The sequence below is a fragment of the Fictibacillus phosphorivorans genome, assembly GCF_001619875.1.
Classification (GTDB): domain Bacteria; phylum Bacillota; class Bacilli; order Bacillales; family Fictibacillaceae; genus Fictibacillus; species Fictibacillus phosphorivorans_B.
This window is the reverse complement of record NZ_LRFC01000001.1, coordinates 46,206-71,062: the sequence shown is the minus strand read 5'-3', so window position 1 is coordinate 71,062 and position 24,857 is coordinate 46,206. Positions and strand designations below refer to the sequence as shown.

Genomic DNA, 24,857 nt, shown 5'->3' with positions numbered 1-24,857 from the left:
GTTGCTTTCAAACCTCATTTTTATTTGCTTCTGTGCCAGTTGATTGGAGTGCAGGGTGCGAGACTCCTGCGGGACAGGCGGGCAGGTGAGACACTTAAGAGTGAAACGTCCGAATGTGGCTCACCGCCTGCCCCGCGGAAAGCGAGCACCTGGAGCGGAGATCAACTACTTACATAAGCAATATTGTTTTACTAAAACAAACAAAAAAAGCTGCGTTCACAGCTTCTTTAACCATTGCTTGCTTCTTCTCTTTTTAATCTTTGTTTTTTCCCATACGTCAATGTTCTCCATATCCATTCAAGCGGTCCCATGTAGAACCGTTCAAGCCACCACTTTGAAAACAGTACTTGAAGGGTGAATATGGCTGCTGCGATAACAACGCCTGTAAGCGGTCCGTATTCCCCATACAACCCAAAGCCATAACTGTAAAAGATCGTTGTCGCAATAATGGATTGTGTCAAGTAATTGGTAAAAGCCATCCGGCCCGTATACTGAAAAGAGTTAAACAAACGTTTAAACTTGCCGCCCCGGTACAGAAGAACAATGCTGCATATATAAAAGATACTCATCATCGCCCCGCCGAACTCATATCCCCATGACATTGCGGTATCATAGCGCCAATCTTCTCCTTTATAAGGAAAGAAGATAACAGGAAGGATCTTACTTCCTGGTCCAAGAATGAGTGTCAGCAGCCAAAGTCTCCATAATCCTTTGTTTGTGAACGTTCTTTTCTTAGCGGCATATGCACCGAACAGAAACATCGGTAAAAGACCTGCTATAAAGAATAGAAAATAACGGTTTAAATCTGTCCATTCTCTCATTCTTTCCTGCATGATCTCAACGAAGCTACCTTCACTATAAATTTCAATCGACTGTTGTATCTCTTGTAGGTGAAGTCCATTTTGAGCACTTTTATACGCAAGTGCTGTTCCACTTGTCCAATAACTATACGTTAAAGCGGACATAAATAAGCTGTAAGCTGTAATCAAAACCATCCCTGTGATAAGAAGCACATTTCTAGGCAATCGATAGAACACAAGCATGAGTAAACCAACTGCAGCATACATGATTAAAATGTCTCCGTACCAAAAAAGAAGCACATGCAGGATACCAAAAATCAAGAGAACGAACTGCCTTCTTAAAAAGACAGGGGCAAAATTGCGGCCTTTCTCTGCAGCCCTCTCTGCCATTAAAATAATGCCAAACCCAAATAAAAATGAAAACATTGTAATAAAGTTTCCTTGAACGAAAAACTCTAACAGCACATTTGTCCAAACATGATAAGGCTCTTTGAAATACTCATAGCTTAAAGCACGGATTGGTGTATCAGGTCCGGAAAAAGATTTCATGTTTACGAGCAATATGCCAAAAATGGCTATGCCACGCATAATATCTAACGATTGTATCCGTTCATTATCTCTTACTGGTGTTAGATTCATAATCGGCCCCACTTCGTTTTTTTTCGCATGATTCCACTCCCTTTGGTTTATTTTACCGTAAATAGGCAAAAAAGTTAGAATACGATTCGATTTTTGCTATCCTAAAAAGAACAGATCATGCATTTTGGGAAGGATGAAAGCGGTTTTGAAAAAATATACGCTCACGATTGTATCAATTGTCTCGATTGCAGCTACTTTATTATGGCTTTTTGGTCTCGGCTGGACACTGCAAGATCAGTTCTCTGCCACTAAAAAAATGGAACAGCCAAAAGTAAAAACAGAATCATCAACAGCTAAAAAGCAAGAAGGCACACTCACCATTTTTGCTTTGGGAGATTCTTTAACCCGCGGAACGGGTGATGCGGATGGCAAGGGTTATACCGGTTACTTAACAGATCGATTAAAAGATAAGACGAATCAGGACATCAATCTTCTCAATACCGCAATTAAAGGAGAAACTTCCCGAGGTTTGTTAAAGCAGCTTCAGCAAAGTGAGATACAGCGTCAGACCAAACAAGCTGATGTGATTGTTATGACGATTGGCGGAAATGACTTATTTCAGCAAGGTGCTGCATTAGAGTCGCTAGACATGAACGCAATCAATGGCAAAAAGCAGATCTATTTAAACAACGTTAAAAAGATATACTCGCAGTTAAGAGAGCTTAATAAAGATGCGGTTATCTATCATGTAGGTTTATACAACCCCTTCAGCAATATGCCTGATGCGAGTACCACTTCTTCTATTGTTAGAGATTGGAACTTTCAGTCTGCAGAAACGGCAGCTGGCTACGAAAACATTGTATACGTCCCTACTTTTGATCTTTTCCAGCTTCAAGTTGAAAACTATTTATATACCGATCAATTCCACCCTAACACAGAAGGTTACAAGCTGATCGCAGAACGAGTAGCCTCACTGATCAACTTTGAACAGGAGGAGAAGAAATCATGAGCCAAGTTCCAGCACTGGAAGTTGACAACCTTACAAAAAAAATAAAAGGAAAGCAGATCATTAAGGGTGTTTCTTTTACCCTTGTACCTGGAGAGGTATTTGGTTTTCTCGGGCCGAACGGAGCGGGTAAAACGACTACAATCCGAATGATTGTCGGGTTGATCTCCCCCACATCAGGAACGATAAAAATCGGCGGTAAAAATGTGCGTACAGAGTTTACTGAAGCGATGAGACATTTAGGATGTATCGTTGAAAATCCTGAACTTTACCCCTATCTTACGGGTTGGGAAAACCTTGAACACTTCGCAAAAATGGATCGCTCTATTCCAAGATCAAGATTAGATGAAGTCGTTACACTTGTTGGTTTAACGAATCGAATCCACGACAGAGTGAGCACCTACTCACTCGGTATGAGACAGCGCCTCGGTATTGCTCAAGCTCTTTTAGGAAAACCAAAAGTTCTTATTTTGGACGAGCCTACAAACGGACTGGATCCTGCTGGAATTCGTGAGATGCGTGAGTTCATCCGCCAGCTGGCACGCGAAGAAAACTTAAGTGTTCTCGTATCTTCCCACTTATTGAGTGAAATTCAACTCATGTGTGACAGAGTGGCAATTATCTCGAAAGGCGCTGTCCTGCGTACAGATTCTGTTCAAAATCTGTTAGCGGAACAAGAAAGAGTGATCTGGAAAGCGGAACCTCTACCACTTGCCAAGCAGCTTCTGTCTGAGGAAACCGATGTTACAGAAGGCGCCGATGGTACGTTGATCACTTTATACAATGAACCACTTTTGCCAGATTGGAATGCTAAGCTCGTAAAGAGAGGGGTAAGAGTGAAAGAAATGAGAACGCAGCTTCCTTCGTTAGAAGATCTGTTCTTAGAAGTAACAGGAGGCGAAAGTATTGATTAATCTTGTGCGGAATGAAATGTTAAAGCTTCTTAGGAAAAAAAGGCTATACGTCATTATTCTGATCATCGCTTTCCTTGTCCCTCTTTTTACTTACGCGCAGTTTAAAGAAATACAAGAGCAGCGTGAAAAATTAGGAAATCAAGATTGGCGAACCGTTCTACAGCAAGAGATTACAGACACACAGAACCGATTGAGCTCGAGCCGTATTCAAGATGAATGGCGAAAGTATTTGAAGATTAGACTCTCTCAGCAGCAATATTATTTAGAGAACGACATTGATCCCCGTGCACCTGGGGCACCAACGTTCATGCGTATATTCGTTGAAAATTCAATTGACCTCCTTCTGCCGCTCCTCGTTATGGTGATCGTAGCAGATCTTGTATCATCTGAAGCGAGCGGCGGTACGATCAAGCTGCTGCTTACGCGGCCTGTCAAACGATGGCGTATCCTTCTAAGCAAGTATTTAGCGATGCTGCTCTCGGTTTCGTTTATCGTCTTATCCGTAGCTGTTCTATCATACGGGATTTCTGGCGTGGTGTTTGGCTATGGCGGCTGGAACATGCCTTTACTGACAGGATTCACGGTCTCTGGTGATGAACTTTTAACAGATCATGTACACATTGTACCTCAGTGGCAATATATTTTGATGGAGTTTGGGCTTGTATGGTATGTCTGTATGATCGTAGGTACACTTACTTTCATGCTATCCGTCTTGTTACGCAGCACAGCAGCTGTTATGGGAATCATGCTCGCGTCTCTTATTGCAGGTGCCATTCTAGCGAACATGGTAGCTTCTTGGGAAAGCGCGAAATACTTCTTTATGGTGAACTTGAACCTTACAAACTATGTAAGCGGTATGGCAACTCCGATCGAAGGCATGTCCTTAGGCTTTTCGATGAGCGTTCTCGCAGTCTGGGGCATCGCTGGCTTCATTATTGCGTTTGTTACGTTTTCTAAAAGAGATATCTATTAATAAAAGAAAAGTAAAAAGGAAACCAACGTCGGTTTCCTTTTTTTATGTGACTCGGTGTATGAAGTTTAGTGCGTAATCTGTCCGTTTAGGCAGCTTAACTGTCTGATTCAAACGATAATCTGTCCAATTCAATCTATAATCTGTCTGATCTGGACGATTATTTAGCCGTTCTACAACTTAATCTGTCCAATCTAGCATTATTAGATCTTAAAGTACTTGATCATATCTGTCAGTGCTTGGGATGCATCGTTCAATTCCTCAGCTGATTGGGAAACAGTTGCAAGTGCTCTGACTTGCTCTTCTGTTGATGCGCTTACCTCTTCACTTGCTGCTGCAGATTGTTCCGCTACAGCAGCAATGCTTTGAATGGAAGCAACCACTTCTTCTTTATAGTTGTTGATGATCTCTACTTCACTCGTAATCTGCTGAATGGATCTTACCATTTCATTCATCGTATCAGCGATTTCCTTAAATGCAAACTCCGTATCCGTTACAGTCAGGCTTTGATCTCGCGAAATTTGTTTTGTCTGTTCCATTTCTTTTACTGCACGAACCGATTCAGCTCCAATACCCGATATCGTTTTTCGCACTTTATCCGCAGCTACTGCTGATTGTTCTGCAAGTTTACGTACTTCATCTGCTACAACTGCAAAACCACGTCCGCTCTCTCCTGCTCTAGCTGCTTCAATACTAGCATTTAATGCAAGCAAGTTGGTCTGCTCTGAAATCTCAGTAATCGATTGAATCACTTGCTCAATTTCTTCTACTTTACTAGCTAAACCTGAAATCACTGACTCTATGTTTTGCAGGACTTCATTGCTCTCACTTGTTTTTTCACGAAGAACGTCCATTTGTGAGATTCCTTTTTGGTTAGCCGCTTCAGCAAGTGCCGATAGACGCGTCATCTCTTCTGCTTGTTCATTTACCTTTTCAATTTGTGACGACAGATCCATTGTTCTTCGGTTCGTTTCATCTGCATCTTCTGCTTGAGTGGTTGCACCCGATGCAATCTCGCTAACAGCTCTTGATACCTCTTCACTCGCTGCAATCGTCTCTTCTGAAACAGCACTCAAGTTAGAAGTAGATTCATTTACGGTCACAACAGACTGGCTGACCGAAGTGATTAAACCTCTCATGTTTTCTACCATCGCATTAAAATGATGTGTAAGGGTCCCTACTTCATCTTTAGATTTAGCTTCTACGGATACAGTAAGGTCTCCTTCTGCAACAAGCTGAACCTGCTCTTGCAGCTTTCGAATGGGATTAGATATACTTTTTGCCATGAAATATGTGACAGCTAGCGCGACAATTACAGCAATTGAAGTGAATATTAGAATCATATTGAATAGTTCTTGAGCATCTTTTAATAACTTTTTCTTTTCATAAACAAATCCTAGTTTCCATTTCGTGTCTGCAATCGTTGTGTAATAGACTTCACGATCCGATTTTTGATAGGTATAAGATACGCTGCCTTTTTCACGTTTGTTCATCTCTTTTACAAAAACTTCTTTGCTTAAGTCTTTACCTTGTTGTGTCGGATGAACAAGTGCCATTCCCTTTGGATCTAAGAGCACAGGGTAGCCGCCATAGCTGACCTTCGTTTTGTTGATCATGCTTGATAACCCAGCAAGGCTTAAGTCGAGACCGACCACACCTAAGACCTCATCTGTTTCCGGGTCTAACACGGGTTTCGCAACGGTTACAACGTACTCACCAGAGCTTGCATCTTCATAAGGTTCTGTCCACATGACCTGGTCAGGAGACTGTTTTGCTGTTTGATACCACGGACGCCCAGTGGGATCAAATCCATCTGGCAGCTCAAGCACAGGTGTTGTTTTGAACTGTTTCGTTTCAGCCCCAACATACAAAACAGCAGCGTTTTCATTCAGTTTTAAAAAATGATTAAAATCTTCGTCAACGATCGGCCATGCCTCGTTTAATCCTTTTGCTTCGTTTGTCTTTACTGTTTTCAAATAGGTAATCAACCTGCTGTCTCGACTATAACGATCGATCGTATTGCCATATGAATTTAAATAGATTTCTGTTGAAGCTTTTACTTCATCAGCAAGCCCTGTAGCTTGCTCACTGCTTTTAATTTCTAATTGTTGCTTTGTTTGTAAATATGAAAATAGAGATGCAGATAAAAGTGCAACTGCAACCAAAATACTTACTGAAAGCATAATCTTCGTCTGAATTCTTTTAAACATCTGTTTAACCCCCACCATTCATTCTGTAACCCCTTAGCTAAAATATCGACAATGGATCGTAAATGGTTTATTAAATAGGTCTAAACAGGTACAAAAGAATTACTTTTTATTTAAAAGTGTTTAAATTTGGTACTTTTCACCTATCTTGGTTTGTTGTTTTGAGTAAGAAATTACCTAATCAAGGAAAAAACACTGCTTATCACGGAAAAATGGCTTTTGATCACGGAAAAAAGATTACTTATCACGGAAAAAAACCTTCACATCACGGAATTCACTTTTCTGCAAAATAAAAAACCGCACTAGGCGGTTTTTACTGTGCTTCACTTTTTGATAAGTTCTGCTCTGCAGATGCTCTTTCTTCAGCAATCTTTCTTTTCTTAAGAGTTGCGATTCCTAGTACAAGAAGAATAACTAGAATCTCAAATCCATACTTTACAAAGCCGTTCTCAAAATAAGGCTTCATAAACTTTTCACCAACGATCATTTTAGAAGCTGTCCATGCAAGTACACCAGCTCCAATTGTGATGATGAACGGATATTTATCAATTAATTTTAAGAACAATGTGCTTCCCCAAACAACAATCGGTACTGAGATCAATAAGCCAAGCACGACAAGCAAGAAATCACCATGTGCTGCTCCTGCTACTGCAAGTACGTTATCAAGACCCATTACCGCATCCGCAATAATAATCGTTTTAATCGCAGCCCATACGCTATTTTGTGCTTCGATATCATGATCTTTCTCTTCTATCATCAACTTGTAAGCAATGTATAAAAGAATCAGTCCACCGGCAAGAAGCAAGCCTGGAATCTTAAGCAGCCATACTACTGCGAGTGTTGCAGCCGCACGAATAACGATTGCTCCTACTGTACCCCAAATTATAACTTTCTTTTGATTTTCTTTCGGTAAGTTTCTAGCAGCCAAACCGATTACAATTGCGTTGTCACCAGCCAACACTAAATCGATAACAACGATTGCCAATAAGGCTGACCAGAAATCTGGTGTCATAAAATCCATTAAAAAAAGCCTCCCTGTTAAACATCTGTATAATAGTATAACTCTATGCCTTTTAAAAAGGAAAAGAATTTTTCATGAGTGCAAACTATAAAAAATGAGTTCAGCCTCAACCTACACAAGTAACCTCTCCTTTAGTTATTCTTTGCAGCTGCCATTGTTGTTCACAGAAACACAGATAAATCATTCTTGCAACAGCTTTATGTCAATTTCATTAAATCATTGATACGATTATAGGAACGTTTTGTTTCAGAAAAAGCGTTCTTTTTTTTCTATACGGGAATAATGCAAGATAGAGACCTTAAGATCTAATTTGGAGGCTGCCCTCATGCGTTGGTTTATGAAACAGTGGTTTCATCGTTTTTTTGAAGATAAAGTATTTGATTTGTCTGCACAGCTTGCCTACTATTTTCTAGTTTCTTTGTTTCCTTTTATCTTTCTTATCTTTACCGTTCTAAGCTTTTTGCCTATCTCGTCTGCTTATGTTCTTTCACTTTTCCAGTCTATTGCACCTGAAGAAGCATATACTTTACTAGAGTATAATCTAGTTGCCGTTTTGGATGAACATAGAGGGGATGTCTTATCACTATCATTAATCATTATGATCTGGCTTGCCACAATTGGAACTCATGCCATCATCCGTGTATTTAACCAAGCCTATCAAGTAGAAGAAAGCCGCCCTTTCTTCAAAGAACTCATCTTAGGCATGTTTCTAACGTTCGGGCTTGTCATTGCGGTTATTACAGCTCTTTTACTGCCTGTATTCGGAAGAAAGATCGGGATATACATATTTGAACAAACAGGGTTTTCCCATCCCGTTTGGCATATTTGGGAGACGGCACGGTATCTGATCGGCTTTTCCGTTTTGCTCTCTATCTTTTCTGCATTGTATCGATTTGCACCAAATGTAAAACTCACCTTTCGCAATGTTTGGCCTGGAGCTATATTTTCAACGGCTGGATGGCATTTGTTTTCCTATCTTTTTTCTTCTTATGTACTTATTTTTGATTACGGACAGATATACGGAAATTTAGGCGCATTATTAACATTGATGGTGTGGTTCTACATATCTGCCATGATCTTAATTGCAGGCGGACAGTTGAATGCGATACTCGCTTTAAGGTGGCAGATGCAAAATAAAAAAGATTTTTGAAAACTTCACTCACTTCAATTGACTTTTTCACATTATCGTAACATCATTGTGTATATACGAAGAATTATCATCTTTTTTTCCGGTCATAATGGATAGTAATATGAAAATACTGACTGGATAAAAATCACGGGGATTGGGGCTGGAAAATGACTGTAAAAAACTTAATATTATTACTCGTTTTACTTGCCGGAATCGTCATCTTTGTCTTTTACAGTATACCTCTCCTTCTCGCATTGCTTACCGCTATAATGCTAGAACCAGTAGTAAAATTGTTTATTAGACTTTTTAAAGGCAGACGATTATTGGCCGTCACTGTTACATTTATTTTGTATCTTGCAGGATTCGGGATCCTTTCCTACTGGCTTACAACTACACTTGTTATTCAGGTGATTGAGTTTATAACGGTTCTTCCATCCTACTCTGTTCATCTGTTTGAAGTAGCAGAAAATACGTTTTATGAAATGGAAAACTTTTATGCTACACTTCCTCCTGAAGTCGTAAGAACGCTTGAAGAGGGATTAGTAGGTTTGAAGGATTATGGAGTTGAAACAGCAAAGAATTTAACATCTGGCATTTTAGGTTTAATCACAGCCATTCCTGGTCTGCTGATTTACTTTATCATTTACGTAGTTGCCGTATTTTTATTTTCACTCGATCTTCCTCGACTTTATGCCGAGTTTCTTAACTTGTTCACAACATCAGCTCGTGAAAAAGTTGAACTGGTCTTTAGTCAATTATCAAGAGCAACCGTAGGGTTTTTTCGGGCACAAATCATCTTAAGCTTCGTTACATATCTATTAGCTCTAATAGGGCTCATGATTTTAGACGTAGAGTATGCTGTAATTCTCGCTCTGTTAATTGTTATTGTTGATATTCTCCCTATCCTGGGTACAGGTTCGTTCCTAGTACCATGGGCAGCGTACTCTTTCTTTATCAATAATAATGATCATCTCGCTTTCGGACTTTTAATCATGTTCGGCGTAATTACAATCGTCCGAAGAATCATAGAACCGAAAATACTAGGATCAAGTCTTGGAATATCTGCACTTGCTGCACTCGTTTCGCTCTATATTGGTTTCCAGCTCTTAGGTTTTATCGGATTGATCGTTGGTCCTGCGATCGTCATTATATACGAAGCGTTAAGAAGTGCAGGTTTTATCAAAATAAAAATAGATTTCTAACATAAGCGTGTTTCCTTAATAGGAAATACGCTTTTTTTCTATTAAATAGGTTAGAAACACCCGTATTGTTGGGAATTATAGAGAGTGAGTAAAAAAAACGAGGAATTCATACGAATACTTTACATGGTGAATGATTATTGGAGGAATATCAATGAGTACTGCAACGAAAGAACGCGATTATTATTTTGACAACGCAAAGTTTATACTAATTTTCCTTGTCGTGTTCGGGCACTTTATTTCCCCGATAAAAAGTCAAAATGAGTGGCTTTACACGATTTACAACTTTATTTACACATTTCATATGCCTGCCTTTATATTGATTGCCGGATTTTTCACTAAAGGCGTTTGGCGTGACGGGTACCTGCCAAAAATCTTTAAAAAAGTTTTGATTCCTTATCTTGTATTTCAGTTAATCTACAGCTTTTTTTATTATGACCTATACGGTAAAAGCGAGGTAAAACTAGACTTTTTCTCACCGCATTGGACACTTTGGTTCTTACTGAGTTTGGTTTTCTGGAATATCCTCTTAAAAGTTTTTGTGAAAATGAAATACCCGCTCGTACTTGCTATTGGGATTGGTGTAGCAGTAGGTTATATCCATGATATCGGTACATTTTTAAGCTTGCTTCGAACGTTTGTCTTCTTCCCTGTTTTCTTGCTAGGACATTTGCTTGAGAAGAGAGACTTTAAAAAGATTTTACGCCCTAGGGCCAAAGCGGCATCTGCGGCCTTCTTAATCGTACTGTTTATCACGTATCATTTTATTTTTCCAAACGGTACAAAAGAATGGCTCCTATCGTCTTCTTCCTACTCTGAAATTCTAGGCTACAACGATTGGTATGGCGGTATCGTCAGACTTGCCATGTACGGAGTCATGTTTGCAGCAACATTTAGCTTCTTAGCGCTACTGCCACGCAGACGAATGTTCTTTACTGAATTTGGTGAACGGACATTATATATCTACTTGCTCCATGGATTTGTGTTGAAGTATCTGTTTACAACAGAACTATTTGCATCAATTGAAGAAAACGGTGCGTACTTTATGCTCCTATTCTTAGCTGTCATCGTAACACTTTTCCTAGCAAGCAAGCCTGTCATTGCTCTGGCACAGCCGTTTATTGAACTGCGCTGGTCCAGACTTAAAAAAATCTTAAAGCCCAAACCCTCTCAACCAAGAGAAAGTGAAAGTTAAACATAAAAACCCGCAGCTTGTATAAATGCTGCGGTTTTTTCTTGAAAGTTGTTGATTTTCGTTCCAGATGCTCGCTTTGCGCGGGGCACCGGAAACGGAAATTTACCACCCTTTAAAAGCAACATGTTTACAAAAAGCCCACCAATAATGGTAGGCTTCCAAATGACCTCAAGATCCCTGCTTATAGTACTCTTGTTTTGCTTCTGCCAACACACGCAAGGGCAGTTTATCTGCAAGTTTAAACGCCTCTTTTTCATTCAGTTCCAGCGTCTTAACAAGCTTCTCGATCTTTTCCTCAGACGGTATCATTCTGCCTTTTTCAATATCAGCCATATACTGAGGCGTAATGCTTAGTCTGCGAGCTAGCTCGGATTTACTTAAGCCTTTTTGATTTCGAGACAACTCTATGAATTTGCCAAAATCACTCATTTCGTTGTACCTCCTTCTCTTTTATTATAGAAAAGCGTGAATTGCATGATGATGTACGCAGCTAAACGGCTCGTCATATTCCGAAAATCAAGTGTCGGGTCGATCTCTACAATGTCCATTCCTTTTACAGATGGATCCTGTGCGAGCCATTGAATTCCTTCAATTAATGAATGACTGTCTAATCCTCCTGGTCCGATAGCTGGGCAACCTGGTGCATAAGCTTGGTCCAACACGTCCATATCCAGTGAAAGGTATATGTTATCTGTTGTCTGTTTTAACTGGTCAACTGATTTTTGCAGCAAAGAAAGAAGACCATCTCTTTTGATATCACCCATCGTATGGACGGTAACCCCTTGGTCCTTTGCATAGTCATGATAAAGTCTGCCATTTGAAAAATCACGAATACCAATCTGAATCAGCTGATTTCCATGGATCACACCATTTTCAATCAGCTGACGAAATGGTGTTCCGTTCGATGGGCCGCCATCTTCTGTATTACGGAGATCAAAATGCGCATCAAACTGGATGATTCCTACCCTGCCTCTAGTTTCTTGAAAGGCTTTTATCGCTCCTGCAGATACCGAATGATCACCGCCAAGCGTAATAACCACTGCATCCTTATGCTGGTCTTGAATATCTCTTAACGCTGAAAAAATCCGTGTTTGAGACTCAAACAGATCTGTCACATGCATCTCAATATCTCCAAAATCGGTAATGATGTAATCCCACATATCGGTTTCTTCTTCAATGCTATAAGTAGAAAATGACTGCATCATCATACGAATCGTTTGCGGTGATAAGTGTGCACCCGAATGAGAGATGGACGTTTTGGAGAGTGGAGCACCAGCGATTGCTACTCCTTTTACTTCCTCTCCTGCCCACTGCCGCAAAAGCTGGCCTGCTTTTTTTATTCCACGATCCGTAAATGGTGCTGAGCCTGATTTACGTAGAAAGGGTATAGTTTGCATGAACATCTCCCTTTCCAACCACCAACTTGCCGTTTTTCCACACTTTTTGAACATGATTGACGCCATAGTGATAAGGAACATATTTATAGTTTGGTACATCCCACAGTACAAGATCCGCTTTTCTTCCTTCTTCTAAACTGCCAGCTACATCACCGCGTCCAATCGCAAAAGCGGCATTAACCGTTACCGCGTTCCAAATTTCTTCTGGTGTCATCTTCAGCTTTAATGCTGCCAGATTCATGATGAACTGCAGATTTTCAGTCGGTGAGCTTCCAGGATTAAAATCGGTTGAAAGAGCAACAGCAGCACCGCTCGTAATCATGTCTCTAGCTGGCGCAAACTGATCTTTTCCTAAATAAAACGTTGTACCTGGCAAGAGAACCGCAATCGTCTCTGACTCCCCAAGCATTTGAACGCCGTCACGACTCGCTCCTACTAAGTGATCTGCCGAAACAGCACCAATCTCACAAGCCATCTCAGTTCCACCAAGAGGATCGATCTCATCAGCATGAATCTTTACACCAAATCCAGCAGTTTTCGCTTTTTGTAAAAACACTTTAGATTGTTCAACCGTAAATACGCCTGTCTCACAAAAAATATCTACGAACTCAGCTAAACCTTCTTTCGAGATAACGCCTAGCATCGAGAGCATTTCTTCTAAAAACGCATCCGGTCTTCCTTTGTAGTTTTCAGGAATTGCATGCGCTCCTAAAAATGTAGACACAAGATCGATTGGGTGTGTTTCATTCAGCTTTTTAGCCACTCTAAGCTGCTTCAGTTCTGTTTCCTTATCAAGCCCATATCCGCTTTTTGCTTCCATCGTCGTGACACCATATGTTAAACATCTGTTTAAATGGAAAAGTCCTTTTTCATAAAGAGCATCTTCACTTGTTTCGCGGGTCGCTTTAACGGTGGAATGAATTCCGCCGCCTTGTGCCAGGATTTCTAAGTAAGGAACACCTTGCTGTTTAAGTGCAAGCTCATGCTCACGTGATCCCCCAAACACAAGATGTGTGTGAGGGTCCACTAAGCCAGGTGATAACAGTTTTCCTGCTGCATCAATCGTTTCTGCTGCCTGCAATTTTGTTGCTTCTTCAGCCGTCCCAATAAATGAGATTACGCCATCTTTTATGCCAACGGCACCATTATCAATGATTTTTAGCTCATTCATTTCCGTTCCGCGAAGCGCTCTTCCTTTACTTTCTGGAACAACCACTTGTCCGGCCAATATCAATGTATCTAGCATTTTCCACACTCCTTTTTATTTCTCGATCATCGGCAGGTCGACGCCTTTTTCTTTTGCTGTTTCAATCGCTAAGTCATAACCTGCATCAGCATGTCTTACGATTCCCATTCCAGGATCACTTGTTAATACACGCTCTAAACGGCGTGCGGCTTCTTCTGTTCCATCTGCCACAACAACCATTCCAGCATGAAGGGAATACCCCATCCCAACACCGCCGCCATGGTGGACAGAAACCCAGCTGGCACCATTTACAGCATTGATCATCGCGTTTAAAATTGGCCAGTCCGCAACCGCATCACTGCCATCCATCATTCCTTCTGTTTCGCGGTTGGGTGATGCCACTGAACCACAATCCAAGTGATCGCGTCCGATTACGATTGGTGCTGACAGTTCACCTGAAGCAACCATCTCGTTGATGATTTTTCCAAACTTCGCACGTTCGCCATATCCTAGCCAGCAGATACGGGACGGAAGGCCTTGGAACTGAACTTTCTCCTGAGCCATCTTGATCCATTTGCAGAGGTGCTCGTTATCACTAAACTCTCGTAATATCACTTCATCTGTCTTTCTGATATCCTCAGGATCGCCCGATAACGCTACCCATCTAAAAGGTCCTTTTCCTTCACAGAATAATGGACGGATGAACGCTGGAACAAATCCAGGGAAATCAAAAGCGTTTTTTACTCCTTCGTCAAAAGCAACTTGTCTGATGTTATTGCCATAATCAAAAACAACAGCACCCTTTTTTTGCATCTCCAGCATCGCCTCTACATGAACCGCCATGGATTGCTTTGACTTTTCGATGTATTGATCAGGGTTTCGTTTACGAAGTTCTGCTCCCTCTTCCATTGTGAACCCAACTGGCAAATAACCATGCAGCGGATCATGCGCAGATGTCTGGTCTGTAACGAGATCAGGTATCTCACCCATCTCAATCATTCTTGGTAAAAGTTCAGCGGCGTTACCTAACAATCCGATTGACAATGGCTCACCTTTTGCCGCATAATCTTTCGCTATCTTTAATGCTTCTTCTAAGCTATCCGTCTTTTTATCTAGGTATCTTGTGTCTAAGCGGCGCTGAATTCTTGTTTCGTCTACATCTATTGCGATCACAACACCATCATTCATCGTTACAGCAAGAGGCTGTGCGCCACCCATTCCTCCAAGACCCGCAGTAAGTGTGATCGTTCCTTTAAGTGATCCGTTAAAATGCTTTCTTGCTGCTTCTGCAAACGTCTCATACGTTCCTTGTAAAATGCCTTGAGTTCCGATATAGATCCAGCTGCCAGCTGTCATTTGGCCGTACATCATCAGACCTCTTTTTTCTAAATCACGGAACGTCTCCCAGTTTGCCCATGCAGGAACGAGGTTGGAGTTTGCGAGTAAAACGCGCGGTGCATCCGTATGCGACTTAAAGACAGCAACAGGTTTACCAGATTGGACAAGAAGGGTTTCATCATTTTCTAAACGCTCTAACGTTTCGATGATCTTATGATAAGAATCCCAGTTTCGAGCAGCTTTTCCGATACCGCCATAAACAACGAGTTCATCTGGATTCTCCGCAACTTCCCCATCTAAGTTGTTCATCAGCATGCGTATTGCTGCTTCTTGAACCCACCCTTTTGCCGATAATTTTGTACCTCTAGCAGCTGATATAGAATGTTTTACGTTTGACATGTAAAATTACCTCCTTTTTAATGTGCTAACTTTTGAGTTTTTGTACCAATTAAAATATCATTCCACGACGGGTCAAGGATCCATGATGCAACGGCTTCCATGTCCCTATGAAACATACGGTCACACTGGATGGTCGGACATACGATTCTGCCATGTTCATAAACTTTTTTAGTTTTTGGCGCGAGTTTTTCAGGTCCCCTATAATCTGCCGCCTGCATCGCACAGATTAACTCTACTGCCAGCACTCGTCTTGCATTCGCTATGATTTGCGCTGCATGTCTTGAAGCAATCGTCCCCATACTCACATGGTCTTCCTGGTTCGCTGATGATGGGATCGAATCAACACTTGCAGGGTGAGCGAGCGTTTTATTTTCAGATACAAGCGATGCTGCAGCATATTGCATAATCATCGCACCAGACTCTAGACCTGGGTTCGGACTTAGGAAACCTGGCAAGTCGCTTAATTGAGGATTTACCATACGTTCGATTCGGCGTTCTGAAATATTGGCCCATTCTGCTGCAGCAAGCTTCAGAAAATCCATCGCAAAAGCGATCGGCTGACCGTGAAAATTACCGCCTGAAATAATCTTTTTGCCATCATCAAAAATGAGCGGATTGTCCGTCGCAGCGTTCATCTCGATCTCAAGCTTTTCTTTTACATAACCAAGTACTTGCCAAGATGCTCCGTGTACCTGAGGAATGCATCTTAACGAATACGCATCCTGCACTCTGATCTCGCCTTGCTTCGTTGTAAGCTGGCTGTCTTCTAAATAGGCTCTAAGCCGCTCAGCCACTTCTACCTGTTCTTTATATCCTCTTGCAAGATGCACGACTTCATCAAACGCATCTGTTATTCCTCTTAAACTCTCAGTTGTTAATGCAGCAATGGCATCAGCCATGAGCCCGATACGTTCAGCTTCTAGATAGGCTGCAATTCCTTGAGCTGTCATGGCTTGTGTTCCATTTATTAAAGCAAGGCCCTCTTTAGCCGTTAACACAACAGGTTCAATGCCCGCTCTCTTTAATGCTTCTTGACCAGGAAGTCGCTCTCCTTTGTAGTACGCCTCCCCCTCACCTACTAAAACGAGTGCTAAGTGAGAAAGTGGAGCCAGATCACCGCTCGCCCCAAGTGATCCCTGTTGTGGAACAACAGGATGGACGCTCTTTTCGACTAACTCTAGCAGCCTTTCGATCACTACCGGCCTGATACCTGACAAACCCTTTAGTAACGCGTTTGCCCGCAAGATCAGCATCAAGCGTGAAATTGTTTCAGGAAAAGGTTCCCCGATTCCACACGCATGGCTGCGGATCAGATTGATCTGCAATGTCTCAACATCATCTCTAGAAATAAATACATCACTAAATTTTCCGAAACCCGTTGTTATTCCGTAGACCACTTTCCCTGCAGCTACGATCTCTTCAACCGCTTTACGGCTGTCCGCAACTTTCTTCATACTGACAGGACAAGCTTCTATCGGTTCATTTTCATGCAGAATACGTTTAATCTCTTCCATCGAAAGCGTATTACCTGTTAACGTAACCATTATCATCCCTCTTTTATTAAGGTTTTTTCTTTAGTTTCTTTAGAGTTAAATGTTGCTTTAGGTTGGCTTTTTCTCCTCAAAGTTTTACGAAAGCGGTTTTAATGTTCTTGCTTTCTAGTTTGTTTTAAAAACTTCGTTGAACTGTTGATTGGAGTGCAAGATGCGAGACTCCTGGGGGATCAGCGGGACAGGTGAGACTCCTAACAGCGCAGAGCGCTAGGAGGCTCACCGCACGCCCCCCGGAAAGCGAGCATCTGGAACGGAAATCAACTACTTCAAATAACAACTAAGCTTTGCGAAAAGGCCCTATTACAAACAAAAAGAGCGCACCCGAAAGAAACACTTTCGAATACGCCCCCTCATCACTAGTTGCTATGGGCACTTATTTAAATATGATTAATCCCGAGACCAATCGCTTCATGCTCCAACCCTTTTACAGGAGCACCAATTGTTCCGTATAGAGCGACTGCGATCCAGTCCCCTTCTTCTTTCTTTTCATATGGATTGCCGCGGACAACAATGAACCGCAAACCTACAGTCCTAAGAACCGTCCCTAATTGAACCTGTCCTCTTGTCACACCATGAAAAGCCTCCATGATGGCATGATAAAGGGAATGGGTTTCACGATAAATCCCGCTTTGAATCACCTGTTCATTTTTGGCTGCTGTTTCGATCGCAGCTACTACCTTTTGAGAATCCATCGAACCAGCTTTGCCTACGCAATACTTCCAGCCCTGTTTCTCAATCTCAGGCAGATAGCTTTCGTCTAATACACCTAACATCGCCATCTTTCCAATCAATCGCTCGTTCGATAATGCCATTTCATGAACCACTCTTTCTGCTCACGGCTAATAACTACTTCTAGTGTATGCGTTTACAATTTGTCCGTCAATTCCCTTTCAACAACTTATCACGTCACTATAGTAAAGAAAAAGACATGTATAATCTAGCAATCTAGCGGTAAGAATGTTAGTAAGAATAAAACGGAATGAGGGTTGTAACATGTTAAACGTACAAAAAGAAATTGCACTTGCTTCAATGTCACGAACACCGCAGTTTGAGGAAAATGCGAATGACTTTTTTATTGCTTATGACAAAGGACATAACCCTATATTGCTCTTACCTACAACGAAAGGTTTTCTGCCTGAAGGCCAACTGTATGCCATCTCATTTGTAAAAAAAGAAAACAACTCTTACCAATTTACGCTTTCAGATAAAATCATGCCGTTTTCAATGGAAGAAGCTACACTCATCCACGATCAGCTTGGATTCTTTTTCGGTCCTGAAAACAATATGTTAACAAGCTTTTTTAAAGGTGACATATATGGCGCATATGTTGTTTGGGCGAAGCATATGGTTAAACAGCTTATTAACGAAACTCTTCACAATTGGCATAACACATCTGATGATTTCCAGCGGGAGAAACATAAAAATCGGTTAACCTTGCTGCTTCAAGCTTAAATTTTATATTCATATAAAAACTGCTTAGCCGCTTCATCTCTACTTCAGATGAAAGGTTAGCAGTTTTTTTGATTGTATTTACTTTTAATCAAGTAGTAGGTGTTGCTTGCTCATTGTTCTTTCTTTTCTTCTTTAATTGCTTTTTGAGAAATGTTGTAATAAATAACAGAGGAATATAACTAATGGCTAAGTAAAAGCCAATAATATTCGTGTAATTATTGAGCAGATTGATTTTTAAGCGGGTATCTAAAAAGATACAAGAAACTAAAACAACTCCTAATAAAACAATTAGTGTTACATGCTGACGAATGTTCAACATTAATTTAGCAACTCGGCTCGAGCACCATATGGCAAGTGTAATATTCGGAAGGATTACAAGGCACCATATGGATACAAACACAAAGTCAAAACGTTCCACGAATGACACTTGTACGATTTTAACCATGGAAAGGGTTGCCCATATATTTCTCGCCAACTGCTCCTCACTAAAGAATGCAAACGAGAACAGTGTAACCAATAAATACATCATAAAGGTAAAGATATTAGCATGATGTGCAAATCTTTGAGAGCGTTTAGCATTTTTTATAAATGGATAAAAAACGAGCAGTGTCTCAAATCCCAGGTAACTGAGCATCATGTTTTTCGTTGCTGATAAATAATCTTTAATGTTTTCATCAAATACAGGCAACAGATTAGAAAAATGTGTGAACTCTAATGGATAAAACAACAAGGTGATTAATCCTAATGGAATAACGACTCCTAAGTAACAGACTCCTGCAACTGTTCGAAAACCTGAAGAAACGACATAATACGTTAATAGGAGAAAGACAATAGCGATCTTCCACGTACTCAATGTAGGAAACATCCAGACCTGTATCACTTCAATATACGTTCTTAAAACTGTAATAGACCATAATAGAAAGTATAGCAAAAGAGCAAGATTAAACAGGTTTCCAAAAAGACCGCCAAACAATGACTTATGGATACTAACGATATCCCCATCACCATTATTAAGCACATAATAGATCATCCATATAAGAATATGGACAAATGCGGCAGCGATAATGACAGATATCCAAGAATCATAACCCGCATATTTCGCGATGATCCTCTGATACCCGAGAACTCCGACACCAATTTGTTCAGAATGGACAAGGAAAAAGACAAGAAAGGGAGACACGAGAAAAGCTTCTTTAATTTTTTGCATGACGAGTTCCCATCCTTTCTGCAGTATGCTTAGAAATCTTGTTTTAGCATTCCCAACTGAAAAGGCTTTAACCCATAAATAGCCAAAAAAGAAAAAGCTAACTCATTAAAGGAAATTTTCCCTTGAGTTAGCTTTTCTTTTTTATCCTGTAAATACTTCACCATCAGGATAACGAATATTTTCTTTAGATTGTTTTGCTAGACTGAATGCTAATGTGAGTGGTCCTATTTTACCGAAAACCATCACAACACAGATCACGATTTTCCCGATGATTGTAAGATCCGCTGTAAGACCCATACTCAATCCTACCGTTCCAAAAGCGGAAACCACCTCAAAAACGATAACCATAAAAGAAGTATCCTTTTGAACATAATTCAATATGAAGAGGGCGGCAAAGATAAAGAGCAGCGAGATGGTTGAAATGGCAAGGGCTCGATATACAATGGCCACACGAATTGTTCGTTTCATAATAACTGGATTTTCTTTCCCTTTCAAAAAGGCACCTACGGCAAAAAGAATAACAACAAATGTGGTCAGCTTAATTCCGCCTCCAGTTGATGTGCTCCCTGCTCCAACAAACATTAAAAGCACCATTAACAATGAAGTATCAGGTGTAATTGATGTCATATCTATGGAATTAAAGCCTGCCGTTCTTGGCGAAACGCCTTGAAAATAGGACGCCCAAAACTGTTCAGCACCAGAAAGCATCCCTAACGTTTTCGGATTATTAAATTCGAATAAGTAGAACAAAAGAATGGACACCACGTTAATGATCAGTGTGGAGATCAACATTACTTTGGTATGGAGCGATAAGGTCTTCCATCTGCGGCTTACCCATATATCAACCAATACAGTAAAACCAATACCTCCCGTAATAAAGAGAAACGATATGATGATATTGACCATAGGATCTCCAACATATCCTGTTAATCCGTCAGACCAAAGTGAGAACCCTGCATTGTTATACGCTGATATAACGTGGAACACGCTGTAATAAATGCCTTTATAAACACCTAATTCCGGTACAAATCTTATGGATAAAAAGAAAGTCGTAATCAATTGGATACTGATTGAAAACACAAATAAATTTCGGACTAACCGAATCACCCCGCCGATTGAAGGCTGGTTTAGGGCCTCTTGCATCAGCACCCTTTGCTTAACGGAAATTTTCCTCCCCATCATAATGACGACTAAGGAAGCAAAGGACATCACACCAAGTCCTCCGACTTGAATCAGGAATAAGATCACAATTTCACCGAACAGCGTAAAGGTAGAACCTGGGTCAACCGACGCCAGCCCTGTTACGGTTGCAGCTGATGTTGCGATAAAAAATGCATCTATCCAAGATATGGATTCTTCATGCGCAACCGGTAACTTTAATAGGCACGTACCAATAAATATAAGAAATAAGAACAGCAATGCTAAAAATTGCGGCGGACTCAATTTTATCGGATTGTGCAGAAATCGTTTAGGATTTTTCACATGCAGTGCCAATGCTTACACTCCCTCATCCTCAAAACGGTTCAGATCCTCGTTTTTTCCGATAACAACAAGAATATCTCCGTACTCTAGAGAAACATCTGCAATAGGAGAAACATGGATCTCATCTCCCCGTTTAATGGCAACTATATTACATCCGTAGCGAGCACGCACATCTAAATCAGTAAGCGTTTTGTTCACCAGTTTGTCTGTTACACCGATCTCAACAATACTGTGTTCGTGTGATAATTCAATAAAATCAATGATTTTCTCTGAAGAAATAAGCTGTGCAACTCTAAGTGCCATGTCACGCTCTGGATGGATAATACGGTCTGCACCTAGCTTTTCCAAAACTTTATGATGATAGTCGTTTTGAGCCTTTACCCAAACTTTGTTTACCCCTGCTTCCTTTAAAAGCAAGGTCGTCAGAATACTTGCTTGGATGTCTTCTCCAATCGAAACAATAACATGGTTAAAGTTTCTGATCCCTAGAGACTTCATCACTTTTTCATCTGTTGAATTAGCTTGAACCGCTTGTGTAGCGATCGTTGCAAATTCATTTACTTTTTCCATATCGTTATCAATTGCTAGGACATCGTAACCCATCGTGGCAAATTCTCTACAGATGCTGCCCCCGAAGCGGCCTAATCCTATAACTGCAAACTGCTTTTTTTTCATTTCGGTTTCTCCCCTTAAACTACATGAAGTTTCCCTTCGTTGTCCTCTAGCCTTTGCTGGTTAAGAGGTTTCTATATCAGTTAAAAAACGCAAAAAAAGACCACACAAAAAAGCGGGTCCGGTTTTTCACCAAATTGACCTCTCCAGTGACATGACGCTTACGGGGTTAGCTGTCGGATTAGGGATTGGAGTATCCCTTTTTGCATAAAGCAAAATTCACCCCAAAAAATTGGTTCCCCCGTTTCACAGTTCATTTTAGTTTTACCCTAAAAACAACTGTAAATTCAGCGATCTAAAGCCTGCTAAATTTTGAATTACATATACTGTAATCCTCCATCATTTAAATGTCAATCCATTTTTAATGTGTTAACAAATACTTTACATTTTACCTGAAAATTGAAGAACTAAAACAACGATTCCTACAAACCATACATAGATGGCAAAGCCTTTTAACGTACCCGTTTGAAGCAGTTTAATCATCCACTTCACAGCCATATATCCGAATATTGATGAAGCTAGCGTCCCAATGGCCAACGCTGAAAAAGAGATCGGTGGCTGTGCACCTGTGAAAAGATCCTTTGACTGAAGCACAACACCGCCAGCAATCGATGGGATTGAAAGCAAAAATGAAAAATACGCCGCAGCCTTTTTATCAATTTTACAAAATAAAGCTGCTGCAATCGTTAGACCTGATCGCGAAACAGCCGGAAGAATGGCTGCTCCTTGAAACGTTCCGATCACAAGAGCATCTCGAATTGTAATGTCATCAATTCCTTTGTATCCGTTCCGTTTATATGAATCTGCCCACCATAAAAGAAAACCTGTCAGTAAAAACTCCCACCCGACGGTTACACCTGTTTTCGAGATTTCCTCAAAAAAATCTTTAAAAGCTAATCCGATTATTGCCGTTGGGATCGTTCCAGCAATGAGCAGAATTCCGATTTTGCTGAATGGTCTTTTTATGACTTCCAAAATCTCTTTTCCATACACTGTCATAACGGCGATCAGTGTTCCGATATGCAGCATGCTATCAAGGAAAAGCCCTGCTTCTTCCAGCTGAAAAATCTGCCTGCCTAATAATAAGTGTCCTGTTGAGCTAACAGGTAAAAATTCAGTTAAGCCTTGGACAATACCTAATATCAGGGCCTCGAGCCAGTCCATAAAAAAATCCCCCTCAAAAGATGGTCTCGTACAACCTATTCTCTAAAGGGGGTTTCTATGCCAATGTTTCTGTTTTCTTATAGGCGGCGAATCTCTTCGTCAGTTTTGTTTCTGCGGTACTCACGTATAACAGATACGTTCCTAATCTAAATCTTATAAAACACCTGAAAACAGACGGGCGAACGACTCTTTCGTTCTTTCCCAAAGCCCTCTCTTATAAAATTCTACAGGGCGTATCTTTGTCGATTCTTCCACGTCTTCTTCATACTGTCGAACTAGATCATCAACAGAGGAAGTGTTTAGGAGGAACACATTCACTTCAAAGTTTAGATGAAAACTTCTCATATCCATGTTTGCTGTTCCGATTGATGCTGTATCACCATCAATAATGATAACCTTTTGATGCAAAAACCCTTTTTTATACGAATAAATCTCGATTCCTGAGCGGAGAAGTTCAGGATAATAAGAACGGGTTGCATATTGTGTTAAGAATCCATCGTTAATCTCAGGTACCATTAAACGAACTTGAACTCCTTTTTTGGCGGCCACCCGAAGTGCTGTTCGAATGGCCTCATTCGGAACAAAATAAGGCGTAGCAATCCAGATCGATTTTTCCGCACAGGAAATTAAAGAATAATAAAGGTCACTCATAATGCCGAGTTGCGTATCAGGCCCGCTCGCCACGACATGAACGGTGCCGTCCCCTTCGGCTGGATAGGCTTTTGTTAGATGATCATCTTCTAACAAATCCTCGCCGCATACATACTCCCAGTCCATTAGAAAAATAGCATGAAGAACCTGAACAGCTTCTCCTTCCATGACCATATGTGTATCACGCCAGAAACCGATATCTGGGTCTTCACCTAAATACTCAACACCAACATTCAATCCGCCAACAAAACCAATTTTCCCGTCGATCACAATAATTTTACGGTGATTTCGGAAGTTTAATTTTTGATTAAAGAATCCATAGCGAACAGGCAGAAACGCTTCAACAAGTATACCTGCCTTTTTCATTCGGTCGATATCGTGCTGCTGTAAGGATAAACTCCCAATTCCATCATACAAAAATCTGACTTTAACACCTTCGTTTGCTTTTTTGATTAAAAGATCAATAATATCTTTCCCGAGCCTATCAGAACGAAAGATGTAATATTGGATGTGTATATATTCCTTTGCCTCTTGTAACCGTGCGATAATCTCCGGAAACGTCTCTTGACCGTTCTGTAAAATCTTTGTATCCGTCCGTCTGTTAATCCGAGTAAGCGTGATGTGGTGAGCATGTTTAGCGAAACATTGCTGATGTCTTTTAAGATCACTAAAATCTGGTTTCTCTTCTTGTTTAGAAACCCTGATCCACTCATCTCTGTCTTTCTTTCTTTTTGATTTAAACAGATGACCTTTTAAATAGAGCTGTCCCGAATACAAGTAAAACATATACCCGACGAAGGGAAACAAAATCAGAACATAAATCCATAAGAGCGTGTGCTGAGCCGTTCTGTTTTCGAGCATTAACGAATAAATCGTATACAAGATGACAGAAATGTAAAGGAGCCCGAATGCTGTTTTGATGATTACATATCCTTCTGCAAAAAAAACGATGTATAAACAGATGAGTAACAATAGTGTTAGAAAAAATTCCCATGTCCGTTTCATGCACTAGCTCCTTTTTCGAGTCTTCTCTTTACCTCTTTTATTCCCTTCCCCTTGTAAATAAAACAAGAGCATCTCTCTTTTTATACCATTTTTTCTTAGGATTTGCAGAGATCATGTCTGTTATGAAAATTAGTCTCGTATCAATCATTTGAAACGGTTTTTTTGTGTGCGCATTGGGTTAATATACAGACGCTACGAAAATTTGCGGGGCCAATCGGCGTTGAATTTTGAATTGGACAGATTATTGGCTGGATCGGACAGATTATGTGACCAATCCGACAGATTAATCTTCAATTCGGACAGATTCACTAGTCAATTGGACAAATTACCG

21 protein-coding genes and 1 riboswitch are annotated in these 24,857 nt (G+C 40.7%); of the genes, 7 read left to right on the top strand and 14 right to left on the bottom strand.

Annotation, left to right across the window (positions count from 1 at the left end; translation table 11 throughout):
• Positions 1 to 227: 227 nt before the first annotated feature.
• Positions 228 to 1,439 (bottom strand): DUF418 domain-containing protein, encoded by a 1,212-nt coding sequence (locus AWM68_RS00350; protein ID WP_066235999.1) that lies wholly within the window; start codon positions 1,437 to 1,439, stop codon positions 228 to 230.
• A 145-nt stretch (positions 1,440 to 1,584) separates the two neighbouring features.
• Here AWM68_RS00350 and AWM68_RS00345 point away from each other — a divergent pair, with 145 nt between their 5' ends.
• Genes AWM68_RS00345 through AWM68_RS00335 form a run of 3 tightly spaced genes read left to right on the top strand, consistent with a single transcriptional unit; the run spans position 1,585 to position 4,272 of the window.
• Positions 1,585 to 2,388 carry an SGNH/GDSL hydrolase family protein gene (locus tag AWM68_RS00345; RefSeq protein ID WP_066235997.1) on the top strand — a complete coding sequence of 268 codons (804 nt, stop codon included), beginning with the start codon at positions 1,585 to 1,587 and terminating at the stop codon, positions 2,386 to 2,388.
• Positions 2,385 to 3,299, top strand: coding sequence for an ABC transporter ATP-binding protein (locus AWM68_RS00340; RefSeq protein WP_066235995.1), 915 nt, complete (start codon positions 2,385 to 2,387; stop codon positions 3,297 to 3,299). The genes AWM68_RS00345 and AWM68_RS00340 overlap by 4 nt, the downstream gene beginning before the upstream one ends.
• Positions 3,292 to 4,272 carry an ABC transporter permease gene (locus AWM68_RS00335; protein ID WP_066235993.1) on the top strand — a complete coding sequence of 327 codons (981 nt, stop codon included), beginning with the start codon at positions 3,292 to 3,294 and terminating at the stop codon, positions 4,270 to 4,272. Before AWM68_RS00340 ends, AWM68_RS00335 begins: the two co-directional genes overlap by 8 nt.
• Positions 4,273 to 4,472: 200 nt before the next feature.
• Here the strand turns inward: AWM68_RS00335 and AWM68_RS00330 are convergent, their stop codons facing one another.
• Both AWM68_RS00330 and AWM68_RS00325 read right to left on the bottom strand, forming a co-directional pair.
• Entirely contained in the window at positions 4,473 to 6,479 is a 2,007-nt protein-coding gene (locus AWM68_RS00330; RefSeq protein ID WP_197468109.1) for a methyl-accepting chemotaxis protein, read from the bottom strand.
• 310 nt (positions 6,480 to 6,789) lie between these two features.
• The gene (locus AWM68_RS00325; protein ID WP_066235990.1) at positions 6,790 to 7,497 is read right to left on the bottom strand and encodes a TerC family protein; all 708 of its coding nucleotides are present in this window, start codon (positions 7,495 to 7,497) and stop codon (positions 6,790 to 6,792) included.
• A 325-nt stretch (positions 7,498 to 7,822) separates the two neighbouring features.
• Between AWM68_RS00325 and AWM68_RS00320 the strand changes: the two genes are divergently transcribed.
• The 3 genes from AWM68_RS00320 to AWM68_RS00310 all read left to right on the top strand — a co-directional run bounded on the left by AWM68_RS00320 (position 7,823) and on the right by AWM68_RS00310 (position 11,020).
• Entirely contained in the window at positions 7,823 to 8,647 is an 825-nt protein-coding gene (locus AWM68_RS00320; RefSeq protein ID WP_066235988.1) for a YihY/virulence factor BrkB family protein, read from the top strand.
• 146 nt (positions 8,648 to 8,793) lie between these two features.
• A complete protein-coding gene (gene ytvI, locus AWM68_RS00315; RefSeq protein WP_066235986.1) occupies positions 8,794 to 9,828 on the top strand; it encodes a sporulation integral membrane protein YtvI in 1,035 nt (344 codons plus the stop codon).
• A 151-nt stretch (positions 9,829 to 9,979) separates the two neighbouring features.
• A complete protein-coding gene (locus AWM68_RS00310) occupies positions 9,980 to 11,020 on the top strand; it encodes an acyltransferase family protein (protein ID WP_066235984.1) in 1,041 nt (346 codons plus the stop codon).
• Between the two features lie 168 nt (positions 11,021 to 11,188).
• Here AWM68_RS00310 and AWM68_RS00305 read toward each other — a convergent pair whose 3' ends face one another.
• The 6 genes from AWM68_RS00305 to hutP all read right to left on the bottom strand — a co-directional run bounded on the left by AWM68_RS00305 (position 11,189) and on the right by hutP (position 17,705).
• Positions 11,189 to 11,449, bottom strand: coding sequence for a helix-turn-helix domain-containing protein (locus tag AWM68_RS00305; RefSeq protein WP_066235981.1), 261 nt, complete (start codon positions 11,447 to 11,449; stop codon positions 11,189 to 11,191).
• On the bottom strand, positions 11,446 to 12,417 hold the full coding sequence (gene hutG / locus AWM68_RS00300) for a formimidoylglutamase (protein ID WP_066235979.1): 972 nt from the start codon (positions 12,415 to 12,417) through the stop codon (positions 11,446 to 11,448). The genes AWM68_RS00305 and hutG overlap by 4 nt, the downstream gene beginning before the upstream one ends.
• Positions 12,392 to 13,663: an imidazolonepropionase gene (hutI, locus tag AWM68_RS00295; protein WP_066235977.1), complete on the bottom strand. Its 1,272-nt coding sequence runs from the start codon at positions 13,661 to 13,663 to the stop codon at positions 12,392 to 12,394. The genes hutG and hutI overlap by 26 nt, the downstream gene beginning before the upstream one ends.
• A 15-nt stretch (positions 13,664 to 13,678) precedes the next feature.
• Positions 13,679 to 15,340, bottom strand: a complete 1,662-nt coding sequence (gene hutU / locus AWM68_RS00290; RefSeq protein WP_066235975.1) for a urocanate hydratase — start codon at positions 15,338 to 15,340, stop codon at positions 13,679 to 13,681.
• A 17-nt stretch (positions 15,341 to 15,357) separates the two neighbouring features.
• Positions 15,358 to 16,884: a histidine ammonia-lyase gene (hutH, locus tag AWM68_RS00285; RefSeq protein WP_066235973.1), complete on the bottom strand. Its 1,527-nt coding sequence runs from the start codon at positions 16,882 to 16,884 to the stop codon at positions 15,358 to 15,360.
• Positions 16,885 to 17,270: 386 nt separating this feature from the next.
• Positions 17,271 to 17,705, bottom strand: a complete 435-nt coding sequence (gene hutP, locus AWM68_RS00280) for a hut operon transcriptional regulator HutP (RefSeq protein ID WP_066235971.1) — start codon at positions 17,703 to 17,705, stop codon at positions 17,271 to 17,273.
• A gap of 181 nt (positions 17,706 to 17,886) precedes the next feature.
• Between hutP and AWM68_RS00275 the strand changes: the two genes are divergently transcribed.
• Positions 17,887 to 18,345: a hypothetical protein gene (locus tag AWM68_RS00275; protein WP_066235970.1), complete on the top strand. Its 459-nt coding sequence runs from the start codon at positions 17,887 to 17,889 to the stop codon at positions 18,343 to 18,345.
• Between the two features lie 88 nt (positions 18,346 to 18,433).
• On the opposite strand, the gene AWM68_RS00270 is transcribed toward AWM68_RS00275, so the two are convergent.
• The 5 genes from AWM68_RS00270 to cls form a co-directional block, all read right to left on the bottom strand.
• Positions 18,434 to 19,552: a GerAB/ArcD/ProY family transporter gene (locus AWM68_RS00270; protein ID WP_066235968.1), complete on the bottom strand. Its 1,119-nt coding sequence runs from the start codon at positions 19,550 to 19,552 to the stop codon at positions 18,434 to 18,436.
• A 141-nt stretch (positions 19,553 to 19,693) separates the two neighbouring features.
• Complete coding sequence (locus AWM68_RS00265; protein WP_082820559.1) at positions 19,694 to 21,040, bottom strand: TrkH family potassium uptake protein; 1,347 nt, start codon at positions 21,038 to 21,040, stop codon at positions 19,694 to 19,696.
• Positions 21,041 to 21,049: 9 nt separating this feature from the next.
• The gene (locus tag AWM68_RS00260) at positions 21,050 to 21,709 is read right to left on the bottom strand and encodes a potassium channel family protein (protein ID WP_066235965.1); all 660 of its coding nucleotides are present in this window, start codon (positions 21,707 to 21,709) and stop codon (positions 21,050 to 21,052) included.
• 139 nt (positions 21,710 to 21,848) lie between these two features.
• Positions 21,849 to 21,980: riboswitch (cyclic di-AMP (ydaO/yuaA leader) on the bottom strand.
• A 107-nt stretch (positions 21,981 to 22,087) separates the two neighbouring features.
• A complete protein-coding gene (locus AWM68_RS00255) occupies positions 22,088 to 22,870 on the bottom strand; it encodes an undecaprenyl-diphosphate phosphatase (RefSeq protein ID WP_066235964.1) in 783 nt (260 codons plus the stop codon).
• A 153-nt stretch (positions 22,871 to 23,023) separates the two neighbouring features.
• Positions 23,024 to 24,526: a cardiolipin synthase gene (cls, locus tag AWM68_RS00250; RefSeq protein ID WP_066235962.1), complete on the bottom strand. Its 1,503-nt coding sequence runs from the start codon at positions 24,524 to 24,526 to the stop codon at positions 23,024 to 23,026.
• Positions 24,527 to 24,857: the final 331 nt, after the last annotated feature.

Bases quoted from the DNA above. Each gene is read 5' to 3' on its own strand.
- AWM68_RS00255 (WP_066235964.1), bottom strand. From the start codon at position 22,870: ATGGACTGGCTCGAGGCCCTGATATTAGGTATTGTCCAAGGCTTAACT.
- hutH (WP_066235973.1), bottom strand. From the start codon at position 16,884: ATGGTTACGTTAACAGGTAATACGCTTTCGATGGAAGAGATTAAACGT.
- AWM68_RS00330 (WP_197468109.1), bottom strand. From the start codon at position 6,479: ATGTTTAAAAGAATTCAGACGAAGATTATGCTTTCAGTAAGTATTTTG.
- hutU (WP_066235975.1), bottom strand. From the start codon at position 15,340: ATGTCAAACGTAAAACATTCTATATCAGCTGCTAGAGGTACAAAATTA.
- ytvI (WP_066235986.1), top strand. From the start codon at position 8,794: ATGACTGTAAAAAACTTAATATTATTACTCGTTTTACTTGCCGGAATC.
- AWM68_RS00270 (WP_066235968.1), bottom strand. From the start codon at position 19,552: ATGCAAAAAATTAAAGAAGCTTTTCTCGTGTCTCCCTTTCTTGTCTTT.
- AWM68_RS00305 (WP_066235981.1), bottom strand. From the start codon at position 11,449: ATGAGTGATTTTGGCAAATTCATAGAGTTGTCTCGAAATCAAAAAGGC.
- AWM68_RS00325 (WP_066235990.1), bottom strand. From the start codon at position 7,497: ATGGATTTTATGACACCAGATTTCTGGTCAGCCTTATTGGCAATCGTT.
- cls (WP_066235962.1), bottom strand. From the start codon at position 24,526: ATGAAACGGACATGGGAATTTTTTCTAACACTATTGTTACTCATCTGT.
- hutG (WP_066235979.1), bottom strand. From the start codon at position 12,417: ATGCAAACTATACCCTTTCTACGTAAATCAGGCTCAGCACCATTTACG.
- AWM68_RS00310 (WP_066235984.1), top strand. From the start codon at position 9,980: ATGAGTACTGCAACGAAAGAACGCGATTATTATTTTGACAACGCAAAG.
- hutP (WP_066235971.1), bottom strand. From the start codon at position 17,705: ATGGCATTATCGAACGAGCGATTGATTGGAAAGATGGCGATGTTAGGT.
- AWM68_RS00340 (WP_066235995.1), top strand. From the start codon at position 2,385: ATGAGCCAAGTTCCAGCACTGGAAGTTGACAACCTTACAAAAAAAATA.
- AWM68_RS00275 (WP_066235970.1), top strand. From the start codon at position 17,887: ATGTTAAACGTACAAAAAGAAATTGCACTTGCTTCAATGTCACGAACA.
- hutI (WP_066235977.1), bottom strand. From the start codon at position 13,663: ATGCTAGATACATTGATATTGGCCGGACAAGTGGTTGTTCCAGAAAGT.
- AWM68_RS00260 (WP_066235965.1), bottom strand. From the start codon at position 21,709: ATGAAAAAAAAGCAGTTTGCAGTTATAGGATTAGGCCGCTTCGGGGGC.
- AWM68_RS00350 (WP_066235999.1), bottom strand. From the start codon at position 1,439: ATGAATCTAACACCAGTAAGAGATAATGAACGGATACAATCGTTAGAT.
- AWM68_RS00320 (WP_066235988.1), top strand. From the start codon at position 7,823: ATGCGTTGGTTTATGAAACAGTGGTTTCATCGTTTTTTTGAAGATAAA.